The organism is Sorangium sp. So ce381, assembly GCF_051473845.1.
GTDB lineage: Bacteria > Myxococcota_A > Polyangia > Polyangiales > Polyangiaceae > Sorangium > Sorangium atrum.
This window is the reverse complement of record NZ_CP150336.1, coordinates 10,942,498-10,967,348: the sequence shown is the minus strand read 5'-3', so window position 1 is coordinate 10,967,348 and position 24,851 is coordinate 10,942,498. Positions and strand designations below refer to the sequence as shown.

The window sequence follows — 24,851 nt, the reverse complement described above, 5'->3', positions numbered from 1 at the left end:
GCCCAAGCGGAGCCCAAGGCATCTCCATCGGAGCACAAACGGTCGGCTTGCCCGGCCGGTTAGTTGGCACCATCTGGAACAAGTCGGTAAGTTAAACGGTTACGAAAGCGAAGAAGTCAGACTAGCTTCCAAAAATTGTAAGAAATGTAACACTTGAGAGTCTTGGCTACTCTGTAACACATGTGCCTACATTGTTCGCCTCTTGCTGTTGGTATGCGGGTTGACTATTGTCTCTGGAAACTCTCAGCGCGGAGCAAAGCGAATCGTGGCGTCTAGGGCAGAACGATGGGTTTCTATGTCGCTAGAGCAACTCTTGCAGAGCGATGCATTTCTCAACGATGCTAGGCGCTTCGCGGCCATACCGGATGATGCGTTCGAGGCTGCTCTGAAAGCCGTTCATTCGGCGCCTGGGTTTCTCGGACCACGACGACTGCATGCCGTAGCGCGTGCCGCGATCGCTGATAGTAAACAAGCCGCCAGCTTTGCGCACTTTGTCATCAACTTCGCTGAATTGGGGCGAGACACTGGTATTCGTACTAGTGCGCTTGTGGATTCCATCGCTGAGGAGCTGCCCGACTCATTATCAGATGCTGAACGACGCAGCATCGTTGATAGGCTGCCACAAACGCTGGCGCCGGTGCTCGGAGTGGAACTCCAGGCTAAGGTAGATCGGGTTGTTCGAAAGACCGGATCTCATCTCGATGAATTGGCGATGATTTCCGACCTGCGCCCAGTGTTCGATGAAGACGGAGAGCGGGTTGAGGGGCTTGTTCCACTGACCACTCTGAAGCTCGTTGTTCATCAGTCCGGGGCATTAAGTCCGACCGTTGTTGAGGTACGGATTACCGAGGAGGAACTCGATGACCTGTGCGTTCAGGCAGCGCGAGCAAAAAGAAAACTGGCCGCGCTGAAGAAACTTGTGAGCGCGCAAAACGGCATCGAACTGCCAGAATCTATAATGACCCTGTCGGACACGCCAAGCACATGAGCCACTCAAAAGGATCTGGTTCGGAACGGTTACTCCGCTCGCCGCCAGGGCATGCTAAAAAGGCGTACACGTCGTCCAGGTGGGGCCGTCTCGCAGGTGAACATGAGAAAGAAGTGGTAAGCGGCGCCTCTTGGAGCACAAGTGGACTTGCTATTGCGCGGGACAAATTTCAGCAATCCACCAACGCCATCGTTTACACGTCACGCCACTTGCTTCCACCACTTTCTCAGAAGCTATGGCCACGTGCGCAGCCAGAGATCGTATCTCACTGCATATACAAGTACGAACCAATCACCCTCACTGATGGCGATGTTCTTCATTGGAGAACACTGTCAAGTGTAGATGCGCAATCTAAATTTGGAAGTGAAGCGCTTCGTCTATTAGACGAAACGATAGCTGCTCTTGGTGCCTCTGGCACCATAAATGATGCGGTACATCTCGACGCCATCCGTGAGCGTGCCGAGGATGTTTGCGTCGCTGCAGAATCGCATCTGCGTGTCATCGTTAAGCAATTGCCCTCCCTGCCTTTGGGCACGAGCGCTCCTGAGTGGCTCAATGAACTCAACGCGATTGCCACGGTAGACAGTCGCGTACTAGCTTCGGCGCGAAATCTCATCTGCGCAGTGATCGCTGACGTTGGTGCTGATATTGAGGCCAATTTCGAGCCGTCCGACGATGGCGCAATCGAGGTTACGTGGGACACGCCTAGGCAGCTTACATGGATTGTGAATCGGCCACGATTGCCGTGGCCGGGTGTTAGCGTGCGAGCTTACGCGCGCGCAGACGAGGACCGACCTGCTATTCAAACTCGATCGTTCTCTCTTGCGCATCGCGTGGTGGAGCATGCGCGTTCATTCCTTATCTGAAGGACTGGCCAGTGAGCGCAGATCGACAAGAGTGCATCGATCGTGCGAATAAGCCCGAACTCAATCGAGGTGCGCAGCTCGATGGTGGAAAGTTTGTCAGAATTCTGAAGAATGATGAGGCGCCAAAGCGCTTCGAGATGGATGATGAACCGCCGGAGTTCGGATACCGCGTAAAGCCGCACGAGTGGAGATGGGAGGCCGTGGAACTGGACGACGGCCTCTCGGTGAATCTTGAATCGTGCGTAAATACACTGCGCTGCGCCGTGCTTCTGCATCCCAAATCAGAGCAGTTTAGGCATGCGGTTGTGATCGATCTGGCTGCCCTCGTTGATGAGATCGGCATCCAGATTAAGGCGGTTTACGATCCGGACCCTGATGGAACTCAGAATCCATGTCATTTCAATCTGGTTCCAGTAGGAAAGTCGGTCCAAGATCTTAAGATGGCGATAAAGCTCTGGCATGGCAGGGTATTCGCACCTAACAGAAAGCGACCGCGAGACACTGAGAAAGCGCAGCGCGAGCGGATGCAATATGCGCGCGTGTTCGAGATTCATCGAGATGTTCAAATGCCAACGCCTCCACCGCATACGCCGGTATTCTCGCTGCTCTCGGGCGATGGTAGCCAATAAGGCGCGTTATCACATGTGTAGATAGGCCCGCATTGGACCATCGATAGCGTACCCATCGCGCGGACATGGGACTGATACTCGTCGCACATTGTCTGTGTAAGTACGACTTCTCACGCAGGTGCTGCGCCGGGCGTGCGCCTGACTGTCGTGCCGGACGAAGAACTGGTCGATGGCGTCGAGCGTCCGGATGGCACCGAGAGCCCGCTGGGCCGCTTCGCGGTCGCCTACCGCCGCCACCTCTTGAGTCGCAGCGCCAGCGTTTCGCGAGCGATGCGGAGCCTGGACGCCGCGGTGCTCGGGTTCATGCGGCGGGCCCTTGCCCACTCGGTGAGCGCCTCGGGCGCATCGACGATGAGCAGCGCCTCGCGTTGCCAGTCCGGCAGGCTGGCCACGGCGTCGAGCACTTCGCGCGCGGCGACCTGTGCCTCCAGATCGGGCCCGACGAGATCGCGGAGCAGACCAAGGGGCTGCTCGGTCAGGACGGCGCGGCGCGTCCACGCGCTGTTGATGTGACGCGCGGCCGTACGCCACGCGACTCCGCGCAAGAACTTGCGGAGCGCGTCGCGCGGCTTGTCCCGCGGGTCGGGTCTGTACATGCCGCGCTTCACGGACCGCCACGCGCCGAGGAGGATCTCTTGCTCGACGTCGGCGCGGTCGCGCGCGGGGATGCCTGCGACCGTGGCGCGCACGATGTCGCGCTCGGCCATGATCGCCTCGATGCTCGGCTTCTTCCGGGGATGTCGCGCGGCAGGCGGGCTCTTCGCCCCCTTCCGCGGCTTCGTCACCCGGACCTCCCGCACGTCGGGCAGCGATGGACCGGTGCGAGGCCACCGAGCAGTTGCTCGACGGTGACGCCCGCTGCCTTCGCAGCGCGGAGCGCGGTCGCGGGCGAGCCGTTGGCCCGCCCGTTCGCGATGCTCTCGACCGCGATGACGGACATGCCCATCACCTCGGCCAGGCAGGCCCATGAGCCGTACGCCGATCGAAGGCTGCGCAAAGCTGCTCTGAGGCGCTTGCGCTGCGTGGGGGTCAGGGAGACGCAAGGGGCGAAGCGGCGGCGCGCGCGCGCACCTTCGCCTTGCCCTCCGTCGGGAGGGATCAGGTACAGTTGCACTGTCGGACCTCGTGGTTCGGGGTTCGGCCACGCAGCCCGGACGGTTGGCGCCGTCGCGGGCTGCACTACTTCCGGCCGAACTTAGCGGCTCATCGAAGGTCCGGGGTCAAATGACCGCACCGGATCTCAAAAGACCGCACTACCTGGTCGAGCACGCGCCGGCCCATGTCCGATATGCCGGGATGCCTGGTCGAGCACGCGCGGGCCCATGTCCGATATGCCGGGATGCCTGGTCGAGCACGCGCGGGCCCCTGTCCGATATGCCGGGATGCCTGGTCGAGCACGCGCCGGCCCCTGTCCGATATGCCGGGATGCCTGGTCGAGCACGCGCCGGCCCATGTCCGACATGCCGGGGTGCCTGGTCGAGCACGCGCCGGCCATGTCGTCCGGGCGTTAGGGCTCCTGCATGTCGATGTCCGGTGGTGCGCCATGTCATGAATCACGAACCTGTTCGACGACTTGACCAGGATGGTGGATGGCATGTTCTGCCCACTGCGACGTGGGATAAGACGCCCCTTGACTTCCGGAGCCCGTTTGCTTGCACTATCCGCCCGAGTCGGTCTCGCTCCGCCACGCGGCGATTCGATCCTGGTCAAGTCGTCGAATAGGTTTGTGATGTCAATGAGAAGATCTGGAGAGGCAGGCGGTCATGGACGTCTATGAGGCAGTCAGGAGCCGACGGGCGGTGCGCGGATTCACCGACCGGCCCGTCTCGGGGGAGGTGCTGGAGCGCGTGCTATCCGCGGCGGCTTGGTCGCCATCCGGATCGAACCTCCAGCCGTGGAACATCTACGTGGTGACCGGCGCGCCGCTGGCTGAGCTCAAGAAGCTCGCCGTTGAGCGCGTGGCTGCAGGCGACCCCTGGGACGAGCGGGAGTACGAAATGTACCCGCCGGGACTGAAGTCCCCGTACAGAGAGCGCCGGTCCGCCTTCGGCAGGGAGCGCTACGCCTCGCTCGGCATTGCTCGCGAGGACTGGGAGGCGCGGCAGAGGGCCGCGATCGCGAACTGGGACTGTTTCGGCGCGCCCGCCGCCCTGTTCTGCTACATCGACCGTGACGTGGGCCCGGCCCAATGGGCCGACACGGGGATGTATCTGCAGACCGTCATGCTGCTGCTGCGCGCCGAAGCGCTGCACAGTTGCCCGCAGATGGCATGGTCGCAGGTTCGCGAGACCGTCGCGCAGGTCCTGTCACCCCCGGACGGGCTCATCCTCTTCTGCGGCATGTCGATCGGCTACGAGGACCCCACGGTCGGTTACACCCGTACGGGCCGGGCGCCGCTCGACGAGACAATCAAGTTCGTCGACCGTTAGTTCGCGCTCTTCAGGGACCGGACACTAGAAGCCGAAGGTCGGATCCTTCTCGGAAGTGCCCCTGTTGGAGGGCGCAGCCTGGGAAGGCCGCCTCGCCGGCGGAGGCGCCGACGGACGTGTCGATCTGAGCGTGGCCCTCGCCGAGCCGGAGGGGGGAGCGGGTGAGGGAGCTGCCGACGCGGCGTCTGCGCCCGCCGGGGCCGACGAAGCCGACGTGGCGGGGACGGCGCTCGCGTCCGGGGGAGGCGGGGAAGGCACCTCCTCCACCCGCGCCGGCGCTGCGGCGGATCCCGGAGCGCGGGGCGGAGACGTCGCCGCAGGGGCAGCCGCGACCTCGGGAGCGGGCGAGCGAAGCAGGACGACGGCGGCGATCCCCAGGCCGACCACGAGCACGCTGGCAGCCACTGCGAGCGCCGCTCGCGACGGGGCGCGACGATCCACGGGCGGGGACAGCGCGCCTCCCACGGCCTCCAGCGTGCCGCTGGCGGTCAGCGTCCCGCCCGCGGCCAGCGTGTCGCCCGGGCCCCCCATGCCTCCTGGGACCTGCGCGCGGTCCGCCACGACCGTCCCGCCCGCCGCCAGCGTGCCGCCGGCGGTCACCGCCTCGTCGAGGGCCACGGTGCCACCCCCGATGGCAGGCGCGACGCCGTGAGCCGGCGCGATGCCGAGAGCCTGCGCGATGCCGTGAGCTGGCGCGCTGCCGTGAGCTGACGCGCCGCCGTGAGCCTGCGCGCCGCCGTGAACCGGCGCGCCGCCGTGAACCGGCGCGACGCCCTGAGCCAGCGCCTCGGTCGAGTCCAGCGAGTCGCGCGAGTCCGGCACCACCCCGCTGCGCTGCACCGCCGCGGCGAACGCGCGGGCGAGCTCGCTCGCGCTCTGGAACCGCTCCGCGGGCTCGCGCTTGAGCGCGCGCTCCAGGAAACGATCCAGCTCGGGCCAGAGGTTCGGCGCGAGCTGCGAGGCGACCGGAATGTCGCCCGTGCAGATCTCCACGAGCACGTCGCCGAGCTCTTCGCCGGGGAAGGGCAGCTGGCCCGTGAGGCACTGGAAGATGATCACGCCGAGCGACCAGAGATCGCTGCGGAAGTCGATCGTTTTGCTCCGGCGCACCTGCTCCGGGCTCATGTAGTGCGGCGAGCCGATGAGCGTACCGGTCTTCGTCGCGTCGGCGGCCAGTCCGGTGCCGGTCGCCTTGGCGACCCCGAAATCGAGGATCTTGACGATCTCCTCGCCCTGCCGCGCGAGGAAGATGTTCGCCGGCTTGAGGTCGCGGTGAATGAGCCCCACCTCGTGCGCGCGGCGCAGCGCCTTGCTCACCTGGCTCACGATGCCGAGCAGCTCCTCCGGCTCGAGGCGCCCGTGGCGCGCGAGGTACGCCGCCAGGTCCTCGCCTTCGAGCAGCTCCATGGCGAGGTAAGGCGTGTCGCCCTCGAGGCCGTAGTCGTAGACGTGGACCACGTTGGGCGTCCGGAGCTGGGCCGACGCCTTCGCCTCCCGCTCGAACCGCGCGCGCGCGACGGGGGAGTCGGCGTGCTGCGGCATCATGAACTTGAGCGCGACCTCGACGTCGAGATGGAGGTGCCGGGCTACCCAGAGGAAGCCCATGGCGCCGCCCGACAGCGGCCGCTCCAGGCGATACTTCCCACCGACGACGCTCCCCGCTTCAAGCGACAGCATGCGATCGAGCCTTCCGCGTCCCAGCGTCCGTCCGTTCGGGCCTCCGCGGTCTAGCAGAGGCCGGGTCCCATGTCGCACGTCTTACAGCGGCCGGCATCTCGCCCCATCATGCCACGGGCCCGGCGGCGCGACGAAGGCCGAGCGCAAGCGGGCTGCTGTCGCATCTTCTCCTCCCTGCATCGGCAGGCTGCTCCCAGGCCCTCCGGGGGCTCCGCGGCATCGAGGCGAGCGGTCGATGTCGCTGAAGAGGGAGAAGCCGTTCCCGCCCAGGTGGCCCAGGGCATCGCTCCTGCGAATACAATGTTAGTGAAATTTCGCGCTGTTCAGGCGTTCGGGGCCCGCCGATCCCCGACGTCGATGCAGGCCAAAGCGAGCTGCCGTGCTCGTCCTTTACACGGGCCAGCGCGCTGCGCGCGCAGGAGCTCGATCCCCAGCGTCGAGGTCCACGCCTTCGACCGCCGCGTCCTTCGCGCTCTCCCGCGGTACGCGCACGCACACCCCGAACATCCGCCCGACGAACTACCACTCTCCTGTCCATCGATTCGCACCCCCAACGCCGCGGCGGTGCAGCGCTGAAGACACGATTTCTGAACGACATCGATGCGGCGCATGTAATGACCCGATTCTTCTCCTCCCTATACGCGACGTCGCTCTACGTCGCTTCGCGAAAACAGCACGTTTCGTGCGCAATTGGCTTGCTGACGCGTCCGATAAATCCCATCTTCGTCACCGCATCGATGCGCAGCAGATTCGACGCCTTCTGCAAGAACGTCCTGCGCGAGACCCTCGGTCTCGTCGGCGGCGCCGACACTCAGGTCGAGGTCATCGCAACTTCCCAGACCATGGACATCTGGTACGTGCCCGATCCCGCCCGCGCCGCGTTGCGCGCAGAGCTCGGCCTGCTCGGCGAGCTCGCGGCAGAGCCCTGTCAGTTCGAGCCCTTCCACGACACCCCCGGTCCGGCCGAGCTGCGCGGCTGCGTCCGCAAGCAGCTCCACTGGCATCATGAGCTCGAGCGCCGCGCCGGCGGCGCCGTGCCCTTCCCGCGGCTATGCGTCCTCAGCAGCGGCCGGCCCGCCACCGTGCTCGACGCGTTCGGCTTCGACCCGGTGCCCGGGCGCCCCGGCCTGTACCGGGCCGCGCCGGGATGGCGGATCGACCTCGTCGTCATCGCCGAGCTGCCGCGCACCCGAGACACCCTGCTGCTGCGCCTGCTCGGCGCGCGCGCCGTGCTCCGGGATGCCATTCGTGAGCTCATCGCCCTGCCCGACGACGCCTGGGAGAAGGGCATCGCCCTGCCCTGGCTGTTAAGATTGCGCTTCGAGGTCCCGGCTGAGCCCTCGGCGCGCACCGCGGAAGACGCGGAGGAGGAGGAGATCGTGACGGAAGTTCAGCAGTGGTTCGAGCAGCTCAAGCAATCCCTCCGCGACGAGGCGCGCAGGGAGGGCCTCCAGGAGGGGCGCAAGGAGGGCCTCCAGGAGGGGCAGCTCCGGGTGCTGGCGAGGCAGTTCGAGAAGAAGCTGGGCCGACCGATGACCGACATGGAGCACTCCGTGTTGGCTGAACGGTTCGAGCGCCTGGGTGCCGATCGCCTCGACGATGCAAAGCTGGCACTCCCGCCCGAGGCGCTCGCCGCCTGGCTCGCGGACCCGACGGCACGCTGAGACAGATCCGTCGGTCGCCGACGGTGCCTACGCTTCCGTCGCGGGGCTCGACGCGGCCGCGCGCCGAAGCGACGATCGCCGTGCCGTCAGCGGTGACAGGCCCACGGGGCCTCCGGCGCGGGTCGGGCTCCGCCGCTCGGGCTCCGTAGGGCCATCGGCGGGCCCGAGGACGAGCCCGCCCAGCGGCAAGGACCCGAGGCGCACGCCCTCGGCGTCTCGCGCGGAGGCGTAACCGCGGCGTCCGGTACTAAGCTGCGTGCGCCATGGTCGACGCTTCCCCCATCACCGCCGTCCTGGGCCCGACCAACACCGGCAAGACCCACCGCGCCATCGAGCGCATGCTCTCGCACGACTCGGGCATGATCGGCCTGCCGCTGCGCCTGCTCGCGCGCGAGGTCTACGACCGCGTGACCACCCGGGTCGGCGAGGCCCGCGTCGCGCTCGTGACCGGCGAGGAGAAGCGCGTCCCGCGGCGGCCGGACTACTGGGTGTGCACCGTCGAGGCGATGCCGGTCGATCTGGAGGTCGACTTCCTGGCCATCGACGAGATCCAGCTCGCCGCGCACGACCAGCGCGGCCACGTGTTCACCGAGCGCCTGCTCCTCTCGCGCGGCCGGCGCGAGACCTGGTTCCTCGGCGCCGACACGATGCGGCCGCTCATGGCCGAGCTCGTGCCGACCGCCAGCATCGTCCAGCACCCGCGCCTCTCGCGGCTCGCGAGCGCCGGGGCCGGAAAGCTCTCGCGGCTGCCGCCGCGCAGCGCCGTCGTCGCGTTCTCGACCCCTCAGGTCTACGAGATCGCCGAGCGGCTGCGCGCGCAGCGGGGCGGCGCCGCCGTGGTGCTCGGCGCGCTCTCGCCGCGCACCCGCAACGCGCAGGTCGCCCTCTTCCAGTCGGGCGAGGTCGACTACCTCGTCGCCACCGACGCGATCGGCATGGGGCTCAACCTCGACGTGCGCCACGTCGCGTTCGCGGCGCTCCGCAAGTTCGACGGGCGCGCCGTGCGCGACCTCGACCCCGCCGAGCTCGCGCAGATCGCCGGCCGCGCGGGCAGGCACCTCGCGGACGGGACCTTCGGCACCGTCGCGCCGCTGTCGCTCCCCGACGGCGTGGCCGCCGCGATCGAGGCGCACAGGTTCCCGCCGGTGCGGAGGCTGCTCTGGCGGAGCAGCGAGCTCGACATGAGCTCGATCGACGCGCTCCTCGGGTCGCTCCGGGCGCGCCCGCGCGCCCGCTCGCTGAGGCTCGTCGACGACGCGGAGGACACGGCCGCGCTGGCGAGGCTCGCCGAGGACCCGGCGGTGCGAGCGCGCGCGCGGGGTGAAGAGGCGGTGGGGCTCCTCTGGGAGATCTGCCGCATCCCCGACTTCCGCAAGCTCCTGTTCGAGTCGCACGTCGCGCTCCTCGCGGAGATCTACGGGCAGCTCTCGGGCCCGAGCGCGGCGCTCGACGCCGGCTGGATGGCCGCCCGGGTCGCCGAGATCGACGAGGTGGGCGGCGACATCGACACGCTGATCACGCGGATCGCGTCGATCAGGACGTGGACGTACATCTCGAACCACGCGCGCTGGGTCCGCGACGCGGCGGCGTGGCAGGAGCGCACGCGGGCGATCGAGGATCGCCTGAGCGACGCGCTCCACGAGCGGCTGGTGCAGCGCTTCGTCGAGCGGGGCGGCGGGGCGGCGCGCCGCTTACGGTCGTCGTCGAGCGCGCGGGCGTCGTCGGGCGCGCGCCGGGAAGAGGCCGAGCCGCCGGCGGTGCCGGAGGGGCATCCCTTCGCGCGGATCGCCGCGCTCCGGGCCCGGCTCGCGCCGGGGCCTGCGGCGCCGGCGCCCGAGGACGACCGGGCGCGCTGGGTCGAGGCGCTGGTAGGGGCGCCGCACGAGCGGTTCTCGGTCGACGTGGGCGGGCGGATCTTCGACGGCGAGCGGCTGCTCGGGCAGCTCGCGCGCGGCCCGACGCTGCTCCTGCCCGACGTGCGGCTCGCCGCGCTCGAGGACCTCGGCGCAGGGGCGCGCTCGCGCGTGCTCCGGCGGCTCGTGGCGTTCGCGCGCGATCTCGTCGAGGCGCTGCTCGCGCCGCTGCGCTCGCCCGAGGTGCGCGCGCTCCCGGCCGCGGCGCGCGGGATCGTCTACCAGCTGGAGCAGGGGCTCGGGACGGCGGCGGCGCGCGACGCGGAGGAGCAGGTCGCGGAGCTCGCGCCGGAGGGCCGGGCGCTGCTCGCGGCGCACGGCATTGAGGTGGGCGAGCGCGTGCTCTACGTGCAGCCGCTGCTCCGGCGCGGCGCGCTGGAGCGCCGCCTCGCGCTGTGCGCCGCCTGGTTCGACCGCGGCCGGGTGCCCGCGTGCCCGGCGCCCGGCGCGGTGTCGATGGCGGTCGCGAGGGGCGTGGATCCGAGGGCATACGCGGCGATCGGCTACCCGGTGTTCGGGACGCGGGCGCTCCGCGCGGACGTGGCGGAGCGGGTGCTCCGGGCGCTCGCGAGCGGCGAGCCGGCGGAGCGGCTCTCGGGCTGGATGGGGTGCCCCGCGCGGGAGGCGCCGAGGGTGGCGGCGTCGCTGCTGGGGTAGGAGCTGCCCGAGGTAATTCCTCGATTTTTGCTTTGAATTAGCCGGATTCGAGAGATTAGATTCTAGATTCGGCTTGATGCTGTGCGAAGATTCAAGCTTATTATCTAGATTCAGCCGACTTTTGTCTTGTTTGTTGACCAGGATGTCTCGCTGCCCTGGGCACCCGGCTCACAACTGCGGCGGTCCCCACGCCCGCCTTAAAAAACGAGGCGATTCTCATGTCCGAAGTGTCGTCCAGGAGCGCGAGCCAAGATCTGACGAACGCCGTCAGGCCGGCGGCCATCATCGTCATCTCGCTCTACATCGCTGCGCAGCTCATCAGCCAGATCGCAAGCCTCAAGATCGGCGTCGTCTTCTCGTTGGCCGTGGATATGGGGACCTTCATCTATCCCCTTACCTTCACCTTGCGGGACATGGTCCACAAGACCATCGGCAAGCGCGGCGCCCAGACGCTGATCCTGTGCGCCGGCGGGGTCAATCTCCTGATGGCCCTCTATCTCCTCTGGGCCGCACAGGTGCCGTCCGACCCGTCCTGGGGGCTCGGCGAGCAGTTTTCGGCGATCCTGAGCCCGGTGTGGCGGATCGTGTTCGCGAGCATCGTCGCGGAGGTCGTGAGCGAGCTGCTGGATACCGAGATTTTTCATCGGGTTCGCGAGGCCTATCTGAAAAAATCGGGCCCCAGGCGCCAGTGGCTCGCGGTCCTCGCGAGCAACGCGGTCAGCGTCCCGATCGATAACCTGCTGTTTTGCTTCGGTGCCTTCGCCTTTGTACTGCCGTTCGACGTGATCCGGCAGATCTTCGCCATCAATCTGGCGACCAAATTCGCGATGACCCTGATAAGCCTGCCTGGCATCTATCTCGTGCCCGACAAGAAAGGCAAGGAGGAGCCGGGGCTGCAGGCATAGTTCCGCCTCCGGCGCTCAAACCAGAAGGGACACAAGCGGCGCTTGTGTCCCAGCTCCTCAGGAGCGGCGGATCGAATCACCTTGACCGCGGAGGTCGGCCCGGCGAGGCCCACGCCGAATCGGCCCCGATCGAACGATCGGATCAAATCACCCCTGCAGCGTCCGGCGCCGCAGTGTTCACGCGCGCCTGATCAAGGCTTGCAGAAATCCTTGGCCGTCTGGACGGCGGCGACGGTGAGCTTCACCGCCTTCGCGCTGCCGGAGATGACGTACTCGGACGCCCCGTAGATGTCCGCGCCCGGCGCCCAGTTGTACGAATAGCCCAGCCTGGTCCAGGGGAAGCCCGTGGGCGTCTGACCCTTCTCCGGCACCTGCCACGAGGACATCGCCTGGTTCGTGAACCACCTGTAGTAATCGGCCGGAGCCGGGGCAGCCTGCTTTTCAGGCAGCTTCGTCCCGTTGCAGGAATCGGTGTCGACGCGGGCGTCCGTGCACGGGCGGAAGATGCTCGCGGCCGGCACCCCCGAGAACGTGACGAACTGCCGCTCCATCGTGTCCGCGGGCAGCGGCGGCTGCGGCGCCGACATGCCGAGGACCTGGTGGATCTGGAGCACCACGTCGCCTGTCCATGTCTTGCACTTGTTCTGGAGCTCGCCGTTGCTCGTGACCCACACGTCCCACTTCACGTTCACGGGCTGCTGCGCCACGTAGGCGCCGCACTTGTTCGGTCCGCCGTCGCCCCGGCAGCCGGCCCAGGTGGTCACGGTGTAGGTGCCGTTCGCGTCGGGCTTGAGCGGCACGAGCTTGCGCGCGGCAGCGGGCGTGACGACGGCGGACCTGAAGATCGCCTCGCTGTAGAGCGCATCGAGATCCACCGTCGCGGGGGCCGCCGGGCCGGGCGCGGCGGTCGCCGGCGCGGTGGCGGCGGCTGTCGCCGGCGCGGTCGCGGCTGGAGCGGGGCTCGTCGCAGGGGCCGCGGGCTCTGGGCCGGGTGATGGGGCGGTGGCCGCGGCGGGAGGCCGCGCCCCCGACTCCGCGACGCACGCTCCGAGCGGGAGCAGGAACAGGCTTGCCATGGCCGCCGTCGCGGCGCGTGAGGATCGGATCATCTTCGCGGCTTCTCCTTGGTTGCCGAACAACACTATCCGACCTGCGGCGCCGGCTACAGCGTCACGGGCCCTGCGTGCTGGAGGAGCTGCCCGGTCGGCCACGTCGACTCGGGCGCGACGTGAACGAAAGTCCCTCAGGCCCGCCGGCGTCTCATGAGCCTCGTGGTCGAGCGGCTCGACCGCGAGATCCTCGCGGGCGGACCGCCTCGTCGCCGCTCCGGAGCGCAGCGCCGCGGTCGTAGCCCTCGTCCGCCAGACCCTTGCGGTAACCGAGATCGATGAGCCAACGCAGGAGCCTCGGGAAAGCGCCGGCGCCGCTGCCGAGCATGCGAATCACCGCCGCCTTCGCGCCGCCGCCCTTGTTGAGCGCGAGGTGCTGGGTCGCCAGCGCCATCAGATCGGGGATGACGGCCGCGTCGCCGTGGGCGGAGCGTTGCCAGAGTTTCGACCTCTGCAGGGCCTCGTTCGCCAGGAGCTCCGCGCGCTCCACGCGGATGACGAGCGCCGCCTGCGGCGGCTTTCCCGCGAGCGCCATGGTCGACAAGAGCGCCGGCTCGTCGGTGACGTACGCCGTGCCGCTGACGTGGAGAACGTCGTCGCGCCCTGGAACCACGGCCGCGAGGGAGACCTGGGCGCACGTCATGACGTTGTGGAACGTATCGGTCCGCCGGTTTCCCCGGCGATCGGGGATGACGAGCGTCTCGTGGTCGAGGATCCGCAAGAAGCCCGGGAAATCCCCTCGCGGGCTCGTATCGCCCGAGCCAGCAGCGTCCCACGACGAGACGACGGCAAAGGGGCTCGACGCGAGGAAGCGGGCAACGCTCGGATCGCCGAGCAGTCCGCCTTCCCTTTCGTGACGCGCGCCATCACGCGGCAACGGCGGCTCGACGGCGGTGGCGGCGGGAGCGCGCGGCCCCTCCCAGAGGCCGGATCGGAGGATGCTCCTCGCGCAGTGCACGAAGGCCTCCTCGACAGTGACGATGATCCGGCCGCCGCGTCGCTCCGCCACGGAGCCGTTGAGCCGAAGGGTCTCGCCGATTCCCGGCAAGAGGAAGACGAAGGAGGCGCCGCTGCCCGACTTCGGCGTCGGGTGTCTCTCCGGTAGCTCGAACCGGATGCGCTTCGGCGATTCCACGTGCACGAAGCCGCGGGCGCCTCCGACGAAGGTGCTGTGCCAGCCTCCCTGTTCGTCACGAAAACCGAAGCCGGCGATCGGCGCATTGGCGAGGACGCGCCGACAACCCTCGTCCAGGGCGCCGATCTGCTTCATGCGCACGGCCGGGATCGGGGCGCCGACGATCGCCTCGATCTGCTGCGCGGTCATCACCTTCCGCATCGAAGAGCCTCCTCGTTCCCGTCCGCCGAAGAGCGGTTTCCGGGCTCCGGCACGGCCGCCGGAGCGCGCAGAGGAACCATCGCAGCCGGCGACCTTGACCGCATTCCGAAATGAGGACATTTTGTTTCGCAAACCGGCCATGGGCTCGAAGCGAAGGCAGCGTCCCGCGTCGTCCGTGTCATCGCCGGCATCGCCGGCGTCGGCCTCGCCCTCCGCCGGCTCCACCACGAAAGGCTCGTCGGCCCCGCCCGCGTCGCCGTCGAGCGCTTCCCCCGGGTGGACCTTTCATGGCGACGTCCAGCTCGCAAACGAGCCACGCGCATCGATGGCCGAAGCGATGGAGTCGCTCTCGCGCCGCTTCGCGTTCGAGGATCGTGGCCGCTGGCGAAGCACGCTCGCCCGGCCCGCCAACGCCGTCGGCCTGAGCATGGTCACCGGCGGGCTGGAGAGCGAGTTCCACAGCCATCGCGAGTCACAGCTGTTCTTCCTCGAGCGCGGCGAGGTCACGTGCGAGGCGTCGAACGCGCTGTGGATCATCCCGCCGCGTTCGGCGCTGTGGATCCCCGGCGGAGTGGTCCACAAGATACGAGGGCGCGCGCCGCTCGAGGGTTACGGCGTCTTCATGGAGCCGGACGCGGCTCCGAACCTGCCGGCCGAGTGCTGCGCCGTCTCGGTCACGCCGCTCTTTCGCGAGCTGCTCGTCCGTCTCGCGGCGCGCCCCGCGCTCTACGACCTCGACGGGCCGGATGCGCGGCTCGTGGCCGTCCTGTTCGACGAGCTGGCGGCGGCGACGATCGAGAAGCACCGCCTGCCGATGCCGGCCGACCGGCGCCTCCGAAAGCTCGTCGATGCGATGGCGACCAACCCCGCCGACGGCGCGACGATGGGGACGTGGGCCCGCCGGATCGGCGTCGGCGAACGGACCCTCAACCGGCTGCTCGTCCGGGAGACCGGCCTCAGCTTCGGTCGCTGGCGCCAGCAGCTCCACATCGTCCTGGCCCTCCAGCGGCTCTCGCGCGGCGCGAGCGTGCAGAGCGTCGCGAGCGACCTCGGCTACGAGAGCGCGAGCAGCTTCGTCACCATGTTCCGCAAGGCGCTCGGCGCGTCGCCGGCGCGGTACATGGCCCGCCGTCTCGGTCGCCTAACGCTGGACCAAGGAGCTCAGCCATGACTCGATGTCCCGCGTCGGCGGGTAGCTGTCCTGCTCTCGCTCGCGATCGTCGCCAATCGAAAACCTGAACATCGGGCACTCTTCATCCGGCGGAAAGACCTTCTTCTGCACGACGGCCCCGGTCCGCCTATCGAGCACGGTGGCCTCGGTCTCCTTGAACCGGATCGTCAGGTCAGCGAGCGGCTCGCCCGCTCGGTCCTTGTACCCGGTGCACGTCTTTCGGCCCTTGATCTCCGGGAGCCGGCGCGTCATCGCCACCAGATCGACGTCTTGCAGCAGGACCGCCTGGCCGAAGAGCTTCATGGAAGCCGTCTCCAGGAGGAGCACGCTGCTCAGATCGCCCTCCTGCTTCGGCTCACCTTCGAAGAGGACCGGACCATTCTTGACCCGATCGAGCACCGACAGGACGGACATGGCGGCGTCGGCCTGGCGCAGCTCGATGGAAGCTGCCTGTCCGGAGGGGAGCTCGATCTCGAGCTTCGCCTTGGGCCCAAGCAGGGTATCGCGGTATTTGGCGACTGGTATTCTTCCGAGCTGGCCCTCGACATTGTCGAGCTTGATGATGTCATAGATGTCGCTCTCGATGCGCCCGCTCTTCTCCGCGACCTTCCACCTGGTGCCTTGTGGGAAGCCGTGAAAGGTGATCTGGTACGTGCCCTCGAAGATGGAGACTTCGCCGTAGAGCGCTTCGTCGGACTTGACGACGAACTTGCGCTCGTTCGACCACTCGAGATCGAGCGGGCCGCGGAACGCTCCAGGGACCCGGACGCGCCGCGGGGCGAGGATGGCGATGCTCACGAGCACGGCGACGGCGATGGCGACCCCGATGAGGATCGCGGCGAGCGTGCGGCTCGGCGGCGCAGCGGGGCGAGGCGCGGCCGCGGGCGGGCCTGGGCGCTGCAGCTCGTTGTGTGTTCCGCAGTAACGGCACACGATCGTGCGGATGCCCGGCGGAACCTCCAGCGGCGCGATGCATCGCTGGCAGTGGTAAACGTTGACGGGGCTCATCGGCTGCAAGCTCCCCCAGGAGCGCGAGGACGCGAGGAAGCGAAACGTAGACAAAACAACCCGCGCGCGGGGTCCACGCGCGGGTTCCACGCGCGGGTTCCACGCTGAAGAGAGCGGGAACGAGCTCGTCGACGATCCCTACATCATCGCCTCTTCCTCGCCCAGGCTTCCCGTTTATCTGCCTTGACAAATGAACAGTATCGCGCAAATGTTCGACCGGGCATGTGTCCACCTTGACAGGTGAGCAGTACTGCGCAAAAGTTGGACCGGATACGCCTGCGCCCGCACGAAAAAGAGGAGATGACGATGCCCATGATCGGACGACAGTGCACTCGCGACGGCAGGACAGTCTGCCTTCGGATGAGTCAGACCGGTCTACCGGTGAATCAAGAGGAGCGCGGGCTCACGCTCGTGTACGGGTGGGCGAGCGAAGAGCGCCGCGCGCAAGGGATTCCAGCGTCGATCCAGGGAGTCGAGTTCCGCAACGACTCGGGCAAGGTCCTCGCGTTCGACTTCTGCCCGTTTTGCGGCGAGAAGCTCGCGGGGAGCACGAGCAGCGTCCGAGCGCCCGTCGCGCGGCGCGCCGCTCCGGAAGGCGCCCGCACCGAGTCGCCGCCGGTGGCGGTCGAGCGCCCGCAGCGGGCCGGGCGCGCGGTCGAGGCCGTGCCGGCCACCCCTCCGAGCGCACCGGCGCGCGCGAAAGCGGCGACAGACTCGACGACGCTGAAGGTGCTTCGCGAGAAGCTCGGGCTCTCGCAGGCCGAGCTCGGCGAAAAGCTCGGCCTCGCGCGCAGCTCGGTCGCCAACTACGAGAACGGGCGGTCACCTCTGTCGCAGCGGCTCCGCAAGTGGGTCGCAAAGCACGAGGCGAAGCTCAACGAAGGGGGAAACGGCGCAGCCGGCCGCGGGAGCGCGGCCGCCTAGCACGTCACCTGGTCCAGGCGCGCCCCGCTGCGCCCTCGGGAGCAGCGGGCTCTTGCTCCAGCCCGGGGCCCGGAGGGAGCTCGAACCTTAGATGAGCTCGGCGATGGCCCTGGCGGGCATCGCCAGCGGCCCCCTTACGCCCTTCATCGCGCTGCCCAAGGAGCATCGCCATGGGAAGCGGCGATGTCTCATGGTGCTGCGTGTGCTGCGGCCGAGCCTTCGGCCCTGCGCGGCCTGATGCCTGTGTCGTATGCGGGACGGAGGCCCCGTCCCTCCTCGGCGTTCCCATCCTGACGTTCAAGCCGCACGTGTGGATTGACGCGCTGCGGACGCAGGTCGCCTCGCTGCCCGAGCCCGACGCGGCGCAGCCGGGGAACCGCGAGTCGCTGAAGCGCGTCCTGGAGCCCGCGCTCGCGCAAGCGGCGGGGCTCCCTCAGCGCCCGATCGGCATGAGCGACTTCATGACGTCGCAGATGGCCGGCTGGGAAACCAGGCTCCCGTACCTGTACATCGACTGGGCCGACACCGAGGAATTCCGCGCCGACCGCGCGCTCTTCCTCGACGCGGTTCTGCGGCATTGCCCGGATCGGGGCGTCGCGGCGGTGCTCGGCTGCGGCGCTGGAGGGCTCGTCGCGAGCCTGGCCACGGCCTTCCCCACGAGCCTCGGGCTCGACGTCTCGTTGCCGCAGCTGCTGCTCGCCGACCACCTGATGCGGGGCGGCGCGCTCTCGCTGCAGATCCCGGAGGCGCGCTGGCGCCAGGTCTCGATGCGGGGGCCGGCGACGCCTCCCAGAGGGGCAGGCTTCATCGTGGCGGACGCCGCCGCGCTGCCCTTCGCTCCCGGATCGATATCGCTGGTCGTGACCCAGTACCTGCTGGACATCGCCGGGGCGCCGGCGTTCATCGCGCGGGAGATCAACCGGGTCCTGTCCCCCGGGGGCGTATGGCTCAATCTCGGCTTGCCCTTCCGCCGCTCCTCGGACCCACCGGCGGCCGGGCCCCTGAGGAGCGACGACATGCCGGCCTTCCTCGATGAGCTCGCGTTCGATGCGCTGGAGATCCGCCGGAGGAGAGCCATGTTCCACGACCTCTCTGCGCTCGACGAGTGGCTCCCCGGGTTGGTTCACTCCACCATCTTCTTCGCCGCACGGAAGCGCGGAGACCTCGAGCCCGATCCCGTCGCACGCGCCTTCGTGGATCACGCTGCCCGGCGCGGGAGCGCGATCCTGGACATGATCCCGCGGTTCATCGCGGGCCGCCGGATCCAGCTGCTCGAGGGGTGGTCCTTCGGCTCCGGGGGCCCGAAGCCTCGTGTGGAGCTGACCTCCGCGAACAGCAGAGCGACGCCGATCCCGGGCCCGTTGGGCGCTTTCCTGCACAAGCTCCTGTCGTCCATCGACGGCAGGCGGGCTGCTCGCGAGATCCTGGCCGCTCTCGGCACGGCCGCCGGCGAGGCGCTCACCGAGGACGACTTCGTCGTCCTGCTGCGAACCATGAGGCTCCGGGGCTGGATCGAGATCGGATAGATGACGCCATCCGCCCAGGGACAGCGCTGAAGGCATGCGCCGCTCCCGCGAGCTGGCCACCGAGACCGCGGATGCGCAAGGGCGCGCGAGCGACCGGGCGGCGGAGGGGCGCTCCGGGGGCTCACGCTCGGTCCAGATCGTCGAGCGGGATCTCCTGCGCGCGCGGCTCGGCGCCGTCGATGCCCGTCCACCAGCCGCTCGAGAGGGCGAGCGCGATCCAGCCCTGCAGATTTGCCTGCAGCTGCGCCGCTTCAGCCGCCGTGCAGCCCTGCTCGACGGCGGCAAGGGCCTGCCCGAACGGCAGCTCCCGGCAGCGCTCGATCAGGCGGGCGAACAGCGGATCCACCGAGGTCGTGGTCGTGCCGGCGGCGCTCCGGGCGAAGACCCACGCACGGGTCGACGCGTGGCGACGCCTCGCGTCCAGGGGGCCCTCGTCCAGGTCGCCCCCCGCGAGCCGCGAGAAGCGCGCGAGGTCCCAGTCCTCGTGGGTCAACGAGAACGACACCGCGAAGCGCAGCCGCGCCTCGGCCAGCGTGGCGAGCTCCTCCGGCGTCGGCCGCCAGAGGCCCTCGAACGGCGACTCGTAGGCGCGCCGCTCCGCCTCGTCCATGCGCAGCGCCTGGCGGACCATCGCGAGCGGCGCCCTGGAGAGCTCGAGCCGCCGGCGCCACGCGTCCTCGTGCCCGCGCGCCGGGCGCCCCGGCTGGCGACCGCGGCGCGCGCCGTCAGGGCCGCGCAGCGCGCTGCGGAGCCGCTCGGCGAACCCGCGCGTGCTCTCGTCGATGTCGAAGTGGCGGGGCGGGCACCCCTCGAGGTGCAGCGCGGCCAGGTGATTGAAGTGCCAGAAGCCAAGCGCCCGCGACACGCGCGGGAAGCTCGTCTGCAGGCCCGTGAACAGGCGCATCCAGTACTGGCGGTGATAGAGCGCGAGCCGCTCCGCCGGCGCGAGGCCCCCGGGGCCGCCCTTCACCTGCGCCACGAGCCCCGCGGGATACCGCTCCTGCAGCTCCCGGAACCGGCCCGCGCTCGAGTCGAGCGGCGCGCGGAGGACGGCGGTGAAGTCGCGCTGGAGCTCTCGCAGCCAGCCCGGAGGAGCCCCGCCTCTCGGGCTCATGAAGGCCGCACCCGCCGCGCCTTGCCGAGCTCCGCGAGCGCCACGTGCAGCGGCGGGATCTCCGCGTCCCACTCGAGGAGCGTCGGGAAGGGACCGCCCCGGCGCCACGCCTCTTCGTAAAGAGACCATACCTCGTCGCACACCGGGCGATCGTGCGTGTCGTGCCGCAAGCTGGAGGGCAATGTCTGGTGGCCAGCCAGGTGGACCTGCAAGACCCGGCGCCAGGGCACGCTGTCGAGGTACGCGCGCGGATCGAACCCGTGATTCTCGCTGGAGACGAACACGTTGTTGAGATCCAGCATGGCCCAGCAGCCGGACTCCTCCACCACGCGGCGGTAGAACTCCCACTCGGGCAACACGTCGCGCTCCCAGGCGACATAGGAAGACAGGTTCTCGATCCCGAACGGGACGCCGAGCGCCTCCTGGACCTCGAACGCCCGGCCCGCGGCGTAGGGGATGAGCTCCGGATCGTAGGGCGCCGGCAAGAGGTCGTGGTGCGTCACGCCCTCGAACGCCGTCCAGCAGAGGTGATCCGTGAAGTAGGGAATGCGGAGCTCCTGGATCAGATCCCTGAGCCGGGACAGGTAACCGCGATCGAGGGGGGCCTCGCCCAGCAGGTTGACGGAGACGCCGTGGGCGACGATCGGGGTGCGCTCGGCGATGCGCCGGAGCCGCTCCCGGGGCAGGGGAGACGCGCCGAGGTAGTTCTCCGCGATGATCTCGAAGAAGCCGAGCTCGGGCCTGGTCCGCTCGATCGCCTCGTAGTGCGGCGGGCGCAGCCCGAGGCCGAGCGCGTCGCGCGGGATGGACCGCGCGCCGGGCGCCCGATCGTCGCTGGTGTCTCGGGGCGCGCTCATCGGTCGGAGGGTCAGTTGCCCGGGTCGATCGGGTCTGGCGTCGGCACCTGCTCGAAGTTGTCGCCCTCCGGCGTCAGGGTGCGGAGGTAGGCGATCAGCCGGTCCATCTCGGAGCGCGAGAGCACATGATAGGAGCCGGGCATGTTCGCGTAGGCGGTGCCCTCGGGGGTGGCGCCGTCGATCCCGAACGCGATGATCGCTTGCAGGTACGGATCGGAGCGGCGCTCCCAGAAGTCGGCGAGGAAGGCGCTCACGTCCTCGCCTGGCGGCACCTTCACCGAGAACTTACCCGCCGCGGCGCTGTGGCAATGGTCGCATGTCGCGGCCTTGAACGCCGCGGGGCCGTCTCGATCCTGGTCCTCGGCGGTCTCCACGCAGCTCCAGCCCTCGCAGCCGTTCACGGCGCGACACGAGTGCTCGTAGAGCTCATTCCAGCTTTGATAGACCATGCCGCGGCAGCTGTTGTTGCCGGAGCAGGACGCGTGGACCTGGACCACGCCGGGGCGCGCGGTGCCGGCCAGCATGGCGGACTCGGCGCACGCCGCGGAGAACTCCTCGAAGGAGATCTGGCCGTCGCCGTCGGCGTCCATGAGGGCCAGCGCGTCCACCAGATCGGGCTGAGCGGGATCCTCGTCAGCGCTCCACACCAGGGTCTTGCCCGGCGCGTCGGACCCATCGCAGTCCGAGTCGATGGCATCGAAATTCCGCTCCTCGGCGCCGGGGTGGACGGTGTTGTTGAAGTCGTCGCAGTCGCCTGCGCGCGGGGTGAGGCCGTCCCTGTCGTGGTCGCTGTCCTCGTCGCCCACGGGCTGGCCACCCGCGCCCGTCGCGCCGGAGCCGCCGGTCCCGGCGGGCTCCTCGCCGCCTGCGCCGCCGGTCCCGGCGGGGGGCTCGCCGCCGGAGCCGCCGGTCCCGATCGGCGTCACGCCGTCATCGTCGCCGCAGGCCGGAGCAAAGGCGGCGAAGCTGGCGAGCGCCAGCGCAAGCAAGGTGGATCTCGGCGATTGGGTCATGGTGCTCGTCGTGCCTCCGAAGAAACGCGCAGGGCGCGCCTGCAGGCTGCCCGGCGCACGACATGTGGCACGGCTGGTGCGCGCGGAATATGCGGCAAGTTGTCGCGGGCCCATCGTCGACCGGACGGAGCGTGGCTGTACGGGCGGCGTCCCGCGCGCTCTCTCCTCTGCGCCCACGGCCGGTCCGCGGGGCGTTCGGCGCGCGCCGCGGGCGGAGCAGCCGTCCATCGCCGCTCGCAGGAATGCGGGGCCGGATTTGCACGCGGCGGCCGAGCGAAACGAAGTAAAGAGGTTCTGAGCGCGGAAAGAAGGAAGAGAGGAACGCAGGATGACAGGCATGCTTCGCGGCGGGCTGTGGATCGGTTGTGCAGCAGCCGTTGTGGTCACGGCGGCGCCGGCGAGCGCCATGCAGGCCGCGTCCGAGGTCTTCCCTGCGCCTGCCGCGCCGCCGAGCGGGTCGGCCGTCGCGCCGCCTGCGCCGGCTCCGGGCGACGCGGCGGCTGCGCCCCTCCTGCCACCGCCGGCTCCGGGCGACGGTGGCGCGCCGCCGACCGGGGTTGCGCCGCCCGGAGCTCCCCAGGCGCCCCTGAGGTGGACGACGAGCCCGGGTCCCTGGCAGCCCGGGAGCTCTCCCTGGCGCGATCAGCGCGAGCAGGAGCGCGTCTGGTATGGCTGGCAGCACCTCCTCGTGCTCAGCGGGACCATCGCATTCGGACCCCTCGCTGTCGCCACGGAGAACGAGGTGTTCGCCTGGATGACCGCCGGCCCATTCGTGCTCGGCGGTCCGATCACCCACTGGGCCAACGGCCACCTCGTCAAGGGCTTTGCCAGCCTCGGCCTCAACGTCGGCTGCACGTTCGGCGGCGGCCTGGTCGGCCAGCTCGTCGGCAGCGCTGCCCCCAGCAGAGGGGGCGAGCTCACTGGCCTGGTCTTCGGCGCCGTCCTCGGAGCGCTCACGGCGAACATCCTCGACGTCATGCTCCTCGAGTACGAGGAGCCCCCGGCGGCCGAGAGCTACGAGTACATCCGCCTTCGCCCGCTCCGGCTCCGGTTCGCGCCGCACGTCGCCCTCGCGCCTGGCGGCACCACCTTCGGCCTCAGCGGCGCCTTCTGAGGGGCCGCGGCGCCGGCCGCGCGCCTCGGGCCGCGGTTCGGCCTGGCCGGGCCGCGGCGCGGGTGTAGCATCCGCGCGTGTTCATTCCGAGATCAGGTGTACGACGACGGCTCGTGCTCGCCGCGCTCGCCGCGCTCGCGGGTTGCGGCGGCGCGGAGCGGCAGGAACCCCAGTTCGCCGATTCCCCCGAGGTCCCGCTCCCCGGGCCCCCGGGCGCCGCGCCGCTCGACGCGCGCGGCGACGCGCCGGAGGAGCTGCCCGGCGTCGACACGGCCGAGCTCGTCCGCCGCGAGCGCGATACCTGGTGGCAGCTGGTCTCGCAGCTCTACGCGCCGTGCCCGGATCAGGCGGTGTCGCTCGCGCAGTGCGTCCGCGAGTCGCGCTCCTGCGCGGCCTGCGCGCCTGCCGCGCAGCTCCTCGCCGACAAGATCCGCGGCGGCGCGAGCGGCGCCGAGGCGCAGGCCGCGTACGGCGTGAGGTTCGGTCCGAACGTGAAGCGGATCGACCTCGCCGACTCGCCCTCTCGCGGGCCGGAGCGCGCGTCGATCCAGATCGTCGTGTGGTCGGACTTCGAGTGTCCTTCCTGCGGGCGCGCGGTCCCGCTCATCGACGAGGTCGTCGAGCGCCACGCGCCCTCCGTCAGGCTGATCCACAAGGTGTATCCGCTGCGATCGCACCCGCACGCCGACGCCGCGGCGCGCGCGGCCATCGCGGCGCACCGCCAGGGCCGCTACTGGCCGATGGAGCGCCTCCTGTTCGAGAACCAGCAGCGGCTCGAGGAGAAGGACCTGCTCGGCTACGCGCAGAAGGTCGGCCTCGACATGGCCCGGTTCCGCGCCGACATGGCGGGCGAGCCCGCCGCCCGGGTGGTGGCGCGCGACAAGGCCGAGGCCGACCGCGCAGGGCTCTCGGGGACGCCGTTCATCGTCATCAACGGGCGGGAGTTCGATCTGGCGCTGTTCAACCTCCAGGGCGAGCTCGACCGGTGGATCGAGACCGAGCTCGCGATCCTCGGAGGGCGCGAGGCGGCGGCGCCCGGAGGCGGCACGGGGCACGACGCGCCTTAACGTCGCGCGCCTGCGGGTCGCGCTCGGTGGACGACCGACCCCTCCGCCGAGCGACACCGGGGCGACGGCGCACCGTCGCCCCGGTGGGACCCACGTCGAGATCGGCTAGCTGGGCCGGTTCTTCTCGGGCATCTGGCCGCCGCCAGCGCTCGTCCCCTGCGAGGGCCCGCCGCTCTTGATCTCGACCGAGCGGCTGCGTTGCTGCTGCTGCGGCAGCTTCAGACAGACCTCGAGGACGCCGTTCTCGAACCTCGCGTCCACGTCGTCGGCCTGCACGCCCTGGGGCAGCGGGATGGAGCGCGTGAACGACCCGTAGCTGCGCTCGGTGTAGCTCACCCCCTCGCGCTGCTCTTGCTGCTCCTGCCGGCGCTCACCCTCGATGATCAGGGTGTCCTCCCGGAGCTCCACCCGGATGTCGTCCTTCGTCACGCCGGGGAGATCGGCCTTGACGACGAGCTGACCGTTGCGCTCGCTGAGCTCGATGCGCGGCGACCAGAGGCCGCCCCCGAGGGACGAGAGACCCCGGCCGCCACCCGGCTCACCCATCGCGCGGCCCTGCCTGAACGGCGAGAGCAACCCTCCGAAGCCGAAATCGTCGAACATGCGATCCATGTCCTCCATCATCCGGCTCATCATCGCGAACGGGCTGAAGACGCCGCCCGCCGCGCCGTACCGCCCCATCTGGCCGCCGCCCTGCTGACGCTGCATCCCGGTGGATTGACCGCCCTGGGAAGGCGTCTGACCTGTCGCCTGGCCGCCGGGCTTGCCTTGCTGCGACTTGCTCACGGACACGTCCTGGCCTGTCGGCTGACGCTGCTGTTCCGCCATAAGAACCTCCTTTCGAGCATTCGCAAGCGTGACTTGCAAGTGTAGTGCCGTGTCGC

At 69.2% G+C, this 24,851-nt stretch carries 22 protein-coding genes; 12 read left to right on the top strand and 10 right to left on the bottom strand.

The window, feature by feature from the left end; genetic code table 11:
• Positions 1-295 precede the first annotated feature (295 nt).
• The 3 genes from WMF29_RS41150 to WMF29_RS41140 are packed head-to-tail and all read left to right on the top strand — an operon-like array spanning position 296 to position 2,483.
• Complete coding sequence (locus tag WMF29_RS41150; protein WP_437325543.1) at positions 296-988, top strand: hypothetical protein; 693 nt, start codon at positions 296-298, stop codon at positions 986-988.
• The gene (locus WMF29_RS41145; protein WP_437325542.1) at positions 985-1,854 is read left to right on the top strand and encodes a hypothetical protein; all 870 of its coding nucleotides are present in this window, start codon (positions 985-987) and stop codon (positions 1,852-1,854) included. The genes WMF29_RS41150 and WMF29_RS41145 overlap by 4 nt, the downstream gene beginning before the upstream one ends.
• Positions 1,855-1,865: 11 nt before the next feature.
• Positions 1,866-2,483, top strand: a complete 618-nt coding sequence (locus tag WMF29_RS41140) for a hypothetical protein (RefSeq protein ID WP_437325541.1) — start codon at positions 1,866-1,868, stop codon at positions 2,481-2,483.
• Positions 2,484-2,707: 224 nt separating this feature from the next.
• On the opposite strand, the gene WMF29_RS41135 is transcribed toward WMF29_RS41140, so the two are convergent.
• The gene (locus WMF29_RS41135; protein ID WP_437325540.1) at positions 2,708-3,268 is read right to left on the bottom strand and encodes an RNA polymerase sigma factor; all 561 of its coding nucleotides are present in this window, start codon (positions 3,266-3,268) and stop codon (positions 2,708-2,710) included.
• On the bottom strand, positions 3,265-3,423 hold the full coding sequence (locus WMF29_RS41130; RefSeq protein WP_437325539.1) for a hypothetical protein: 159 nt from the start codon (positions 3,421-3,423) through the stop codon (positions 3,265-3,267). Before WMF29_RS41130 ends, WMF29_RS41135 begins: the two co-directional genes overlap by 4 nt.
• A gap of 823 nt (positions 3,424-4,246) precedes the next feature.
• On the opposite strand from WMF29_RS41130, the gene WMF29_RS41125 reads away from it, so the two are divergent.
• Complete coding sequence (locus WMF29_RS41125; protein WP_437325538.1) at positions 4,247-4,912, top strand: nitroreductase family protein; 666 nt, start codon at positions 4,247-4,249, stop codon at positions 4,910-4,912.
• Positions 4,913-4,936: 24 nt separating this feature from the next.
• On the opposite strand, the gene WMF29_RS41120 is transcribed toward WMF29_RS41125, so the two are convergent.
• A complete protein-coding gene (locus WMF29_RS41120) occupies positions 4,937-6,589 on the bottom strand; it encodes a protein kinase domain-containing protein (protein ID WP_437325537.1) in 1,653 nt (550 codons plus the stop codon).
• 614 nt (positions 6,590-7,203) lie between these two features.
• On the opposite strand from WMF29_RS41120, the gene WMF29_RS41115 reads away from it, so the two are divergent.
• From WMF29_RS41115 to WMF29_RS41105, 3 genes are all read left to right on the top strand, one after another.
• Positions 7,204-8,253, top strand: coding sequence for a hypothetical protein (locus WMF29_RS41115; RefSeq protein ID WP_437325536.1), 1,050 nt, complete (start codon positions 7,204-7,206; stop codon positions 8,251-8,253).
• Positions 8,254-8,516: 263 nt separating this feature from the next.
• A complete protein-coding gene (locus WMF29_RS41110; RefSeq protein WP_437325535.1) occupies positions 8,517-10,823 on the top strand; it encodes a helicase-related protein in 2,307 nt (768 codons plus the stop codon).
• A 218-nt stretch (positions 10,824-11,041) separates the two neighbouring features.
• A complete protein-coding gene (locus WMF29_RS41105; protein WP_437325534.1) occupies positions 11,042-11,728 on the top strand; it encodes a queuosine precursor transporter in 687 nt (228 codons plus the stop codon).
• A 191-nt stretch (positions 11,729-11,919) separates the two neighbouring features.
• Here WMF29_RS41105 and WMF29_RS41100 read toward each other — a convergent pair whose 3' ends face one another.
• Together WMF29_RS41100 and WMF29_RS41095 are read right to left on the bottom strand one after the other, a co-directional pair.
• Positions 11,920-12,837, bottom strand: coding sequence for a hypothetical protein (locus tag WMF29_RS41100; RefSeq protein WP_437325533.1), 918 nt, complete (start codon positions 12,835-12,837; stop codon positions 11,920-11,922).
• A 151-nt stretch (positions 12,838-12,988) separates the two neighbouring features.
• Entirely contained in the window at positions 12,989-14,173 is a 1,185-nt protein-coding gene (locus WMF29_RS41095) for a pyridoxamine 5'-phosphate oxidase family protein (protein ID WP_437325532.1), read from the bottom strand.
• A gap of 337 nt (positions 14,174-14,510) precedes the next feature.
• Between WMF29_RS41095 and WMF29_RS41090 the strand changes: the two genes are divergently transcribed.
• On the top strand, positions 14,511-15,344 hold the full coding sequence (locus WMF29_RS41090) for an AraC family transcriptional regulator (protein ID WP_437331218.1): 834 nt from the start codon (positions 14,511-14,513) through the stop codon (positions 15,342-15,344).
• Here the strand turns inward: WMF29_RS41090 and WMF29_RS41085 are convergent.
• Entirely contained in the window at positions 15,315-16,352 is a 1,038-nt protein-coding gene (locus WMF29_RS41085) for a hypothetical protein (protein ID WP_437325531.1), read from the bottom strand. The genes WMF29_RS41090 and WMF29_RS41085 overlap by 30 nt on opposite strands.
• Before the next feature lie 381 nt (positions 16,353-16,733).
• Between WMF29_RS41085 and WMF29_RS41080 the strand changes: the two genes are divergently transcribed.
• Positions 16,734-17,276 (top strand): helix-turn-helix domain-containing protein, encoded by a 543-nt coding sequence (locus WMF29_RS41080; protein ID WP_437325530.1) that lies wholly within the window; start codon positions 16,734-16,736, stop codon positions 17,274-17,276.
• A gap of 170 nt (positions 17,277-17,446) precedes the next feature.
• Entirely contained in the window at positions 17,447-18,802 is a 1,356-nt protein-coding gene (locus WMF29_RS41075; RefSeq protein WP_437325529.1) for a methyltransferase domain-containing protein, read from the top strand.
• A gap of 121 nt (positions 18,803-18,923) precedes the next feature.
• On the opposite strand, the gene WMF29_RS41070 is transcribed toward WMF29_RS41075, so the two are convergent.
• Genes WMF29_RS41070 through WMF29_RS41060 form a run of 3 tightly spaced genes read right to left on the bottom strand, consistent with a single transcriptional unit; the run spans position 18,924 to position 21,786 of the window.
• On the bottom strand, positions 18,924-19,916 hold the full coding sequence (locus WMF29_RS41070) for an HvfC/BufC N-terminal domain-containing protein (RefSeq protein ID WP_437325528.1): 993 nt from the start codon (positions 19,914-19,916) through the stop codon (positions 18,924-18,926).
• Positions 19,913-20,773 (bottom strand): DUF692 domain-containing protein, encoded by an 861-nt coding sequence (locus WMF29_RS41065; RefSeq protein ID WP_437325527.1) that lies wholly within the window; start codon positions 20,771-20,773, stop codon positions 19,913-19,915. Before WMF29_RS41065 ends, WMF29_RS41070 begins: the two co-directional genes overlap by 4 nt.
• Positions 20,774-20,784: 11 nt before the next feature.
• Positions 20,785-21,786 carry a MopE-related protein gene (locus tag WMF29_RS41060; RefSeq protein ID WP_437325526.1) on the bottom strand — a complete coding sequence of 334 codons (1,002 nt, stop codon included), beginning with the start codon at positions 21,784-21,786 and terminating at the stop codon, positions 20,785-20,787.
• A gap of 328 nt (positions 21,787-22,114) precedes the next feature.
• Here WMF29_RS41060 and WMF29_RS41055 point away from each other — a divergent pair, with 328 nt between their 5' ends.
• Together WMF29_RS41055 and WMF29_RS41050 are read left to right on the top strand one after the other, a co-directional pair.
• On the top strand, positions 22,115-22,900 hold the full coding sequence (locus WMF29_RS41055) for a hypothetical protein (protein WP_437325525.1): 786 nt from the start codon (positions 22,115-22,117) through the stop codon (positions 22,898-22,900).
• Positions 22,901-22,977: 77 nt separating this feature from the next.
• A complete protein-coding gene (locus tag WMF29_RS41050; RefSeq protein WP_437325524.1) occupies positions 22,978-23,967 on the top strand; it encodes a DsbA family protein in 990 nt (329 codons plus the stop codon).
• Positions 23,968-24,072: 105 nt separating this feature from the next.
• Here the strand turns inward: WMF29_RS41050 and WMF29_RS41045 are convergent, their stop codons facing one another.
• Positions 24,073-24,795, bottom strand: a complete 723-nt coding sequence (locus tag WMF29_RS41045) for an Hsp20/alpha crystallin family protein (protein WP_437325523.1) — start codon at positions 24,793-24,795, stop codon at positions 24,073-24,075.
• Positions 24,796-24,851 lie beyond the last annotated feature (56 nt).

Coding starts and splice junctions, on each gene's coding strand:
- WMF29_RS41085 (WP_437325531.1), bottom strand. CDS start 16,352: ATGAGCCCCGTCAACGTTTACCACTGCCAGCGATGCATCGCGCCGCTG.
- WMF29_RS41105 (WP_437325534.1), top strand. CDS start 11,042: ATGTCCGAAGTGTCGTCCAGGAGCGCGAGCCAAGATCTGACGAACGCC.
- WMF29_RS41120 (WP_437325537.1), bottom strand. CDS start 6,589: ATGCTGTCGCTTGAAGCGGGGAGCGTCGTCGGTGGGAAGTATCGCCTG.
- WMF29_RS41075 (WP_437325529.1), top strand. CDS start 17,447: ATGGGAAGCGGCGATGTCTCATGGTGCTGCGTGTGCTGCGGCCGAGCC.
- WMF29_RS41100 (WP_437325533.1), bottom strand. CDS start 12,837: ATGATCCGATCCTCACGCGCCGCGACGGCGGCCATGGCAAGCCTGTTC.
- WMF29_RS41125 (WP_437325538.1), top strand. CDS start 4,247: ATGGACGTCTATGAGGCAGTCAGGAGCCGACGGGCGGTGCGCGGATTC.
- WMF29_RS41115 (WP_437325536.1), top strand. CDS start 7,204: ATGACCCGATTCTTCTCCTCCCTATACGCGACGTCGCTCTACGTCGCT.
- WMF29_RS41090 (WP_437331218.1), top strand. CDS start 14,511: ATGGAGTCGCTCTCGCGCCGCTTCGCGTTCGAGGATCGTGGCCGCTGG.
- WMF29_RS41045 (WP_437325523.1), bottom strand. CDS start 24,795: ATGGCGGAACAGCAGCGTCAGCCGACAGGCCAGGACGTGTCCGTGAGC.
- WMF29_RS41130 (WP_437325539.1), bottom strand. CDS start 3,423: ATGTCCGTCATCGCGGTCGAGAGCATCGCGAACGGGCGGGCCAACGGC.
- WMF29_RS41095 (WP_437325532.1), bottom strand. CDS start 14,173: ATGCGGAAGGTGATGACCGCGCAGCAGATCGAGGCGATCGTCGGCGCC.
- WMF29_RS41110 (WP_437325535.1), top strand. CDS start 8,517: ATGGTCGACGCTTCCCCCATCACCGCCGTCCTGGGCCCGACCAACACC.
- WMF29_RS41065 (WP_437325527.1), bottom strand. CDS start 20,773: ATGAGCGCGCCCCGAGACACCAGCGACGATCGGGCGCCCGGCGCGCGG.
- WMF29_RS41070 (WP_437325528.1), bottom strand. CDS start 19,916: ATGAGCCCGAGAGGCGGGGCTCCTCCGGGCTGGCTGCGAGAGCTCCAG.
- WMF29_RS41060 (WP_437325526.1), bottom strand. CDS start 21,786: ATGACCCAATCGCCGAGATCCACCTTGCTTGCGCTGGCGCTCGCCAGC.
- WMF29_RS41150 (WP_437325543.1), top strand. CDS start 296: ATGTCGCTAGAGCAACTCTTGCAGAGCGATGCATTTCTCAACGATGCT.
- WMF29_RS41145 (WP_437325542.1), top strand. CDS start 985: ATGAGCCACTCAAAAGGATCTGGTTCGGAACGGTTACTCCGCTCGCCG.
- WMF29_RS41055 (WP_437325525.1), top strand. CDS start 22,115: ATGACAGGCATGCTTCGCGGCGGGCTGTGGATCGGTTGTGCAGCAGCC.